At 73.5% G+C, this 528-nt stretch carries 1 protein-coding gene; it reads right to left on the bottom strand.

Features of this window, described 5'->3' with window-relative positions; genetic code table 11:
• Positions 1-243: 243 nt before the first annotated feature.
• Positions 244-528: lipase secretion chaperone (locus FJV41_RS57200; RefSeq protein WP_281291665.1), on the bottom strand; the 285-nt coding region annotated here is incomplete at its 5' end.

Here is a 528-nt window from a genome sequence, read left to right on the forward strand (position 1 = left end):
CTCCTGGGCTGCGTGCTGGGGCAGGGGGGTGTTCATGCGTTGTCTCCGGGGGTTGGCGCATTGATCTGCGTCATGCCACTGTAGGGGCTCGCATGCTCATGTTTCTGGCGAAAGCATCGCGGTCGCCGCTCATCCGCGCAGGAAAACTGCAGGTTTCTTTGGAACCGCGCCGCAGGGCCGTCGCGGACCGACACCGAGGCGGCGGCGCGCCCCGGCCGGCAGGCACGGCGCCCCAGCGGTGGTTCAGCCGCCGGCGCCGCGCAGTGCGAGCGCCGCGTCCACGCGCAGCCGCTCCTCGGGCGTGAAGAGCTGCTGCCGCAGCTGTTGCAGCGCCGGGCCTTCGCCCGTGGCGGCCCGGGCCTGCTGGTACTGGTCCAGGCGCCGCTGCCACTGGCGGTCTTCCTCGTCGCGCCGGGCGAGTGCCTGGGCCGCGGCCTCGCCATACCGTGCGCTGCGCTCCGCGTGGCGGGTGGCATCGTCGGCGTGGCGCGCGTTCAGGTCGGCCGTCTGATCGGCCGCGGCCAGGTG

Source organism: Myxococcus llanfairpwllgwyngyllgogerychwyrndrobwllllantysiliogogogochensis, assembly GCF_006636215.1.
Taxonomy (GTDB): domain Bacteria; phylum Myxococcota; class Myxococcia; order Myxococcales; family Myxococcaceae; genus Myxococcus; species Myxococcus llanfairpwllgwyngyllgogerychwyrndrobwllllantysiliogogogochensis.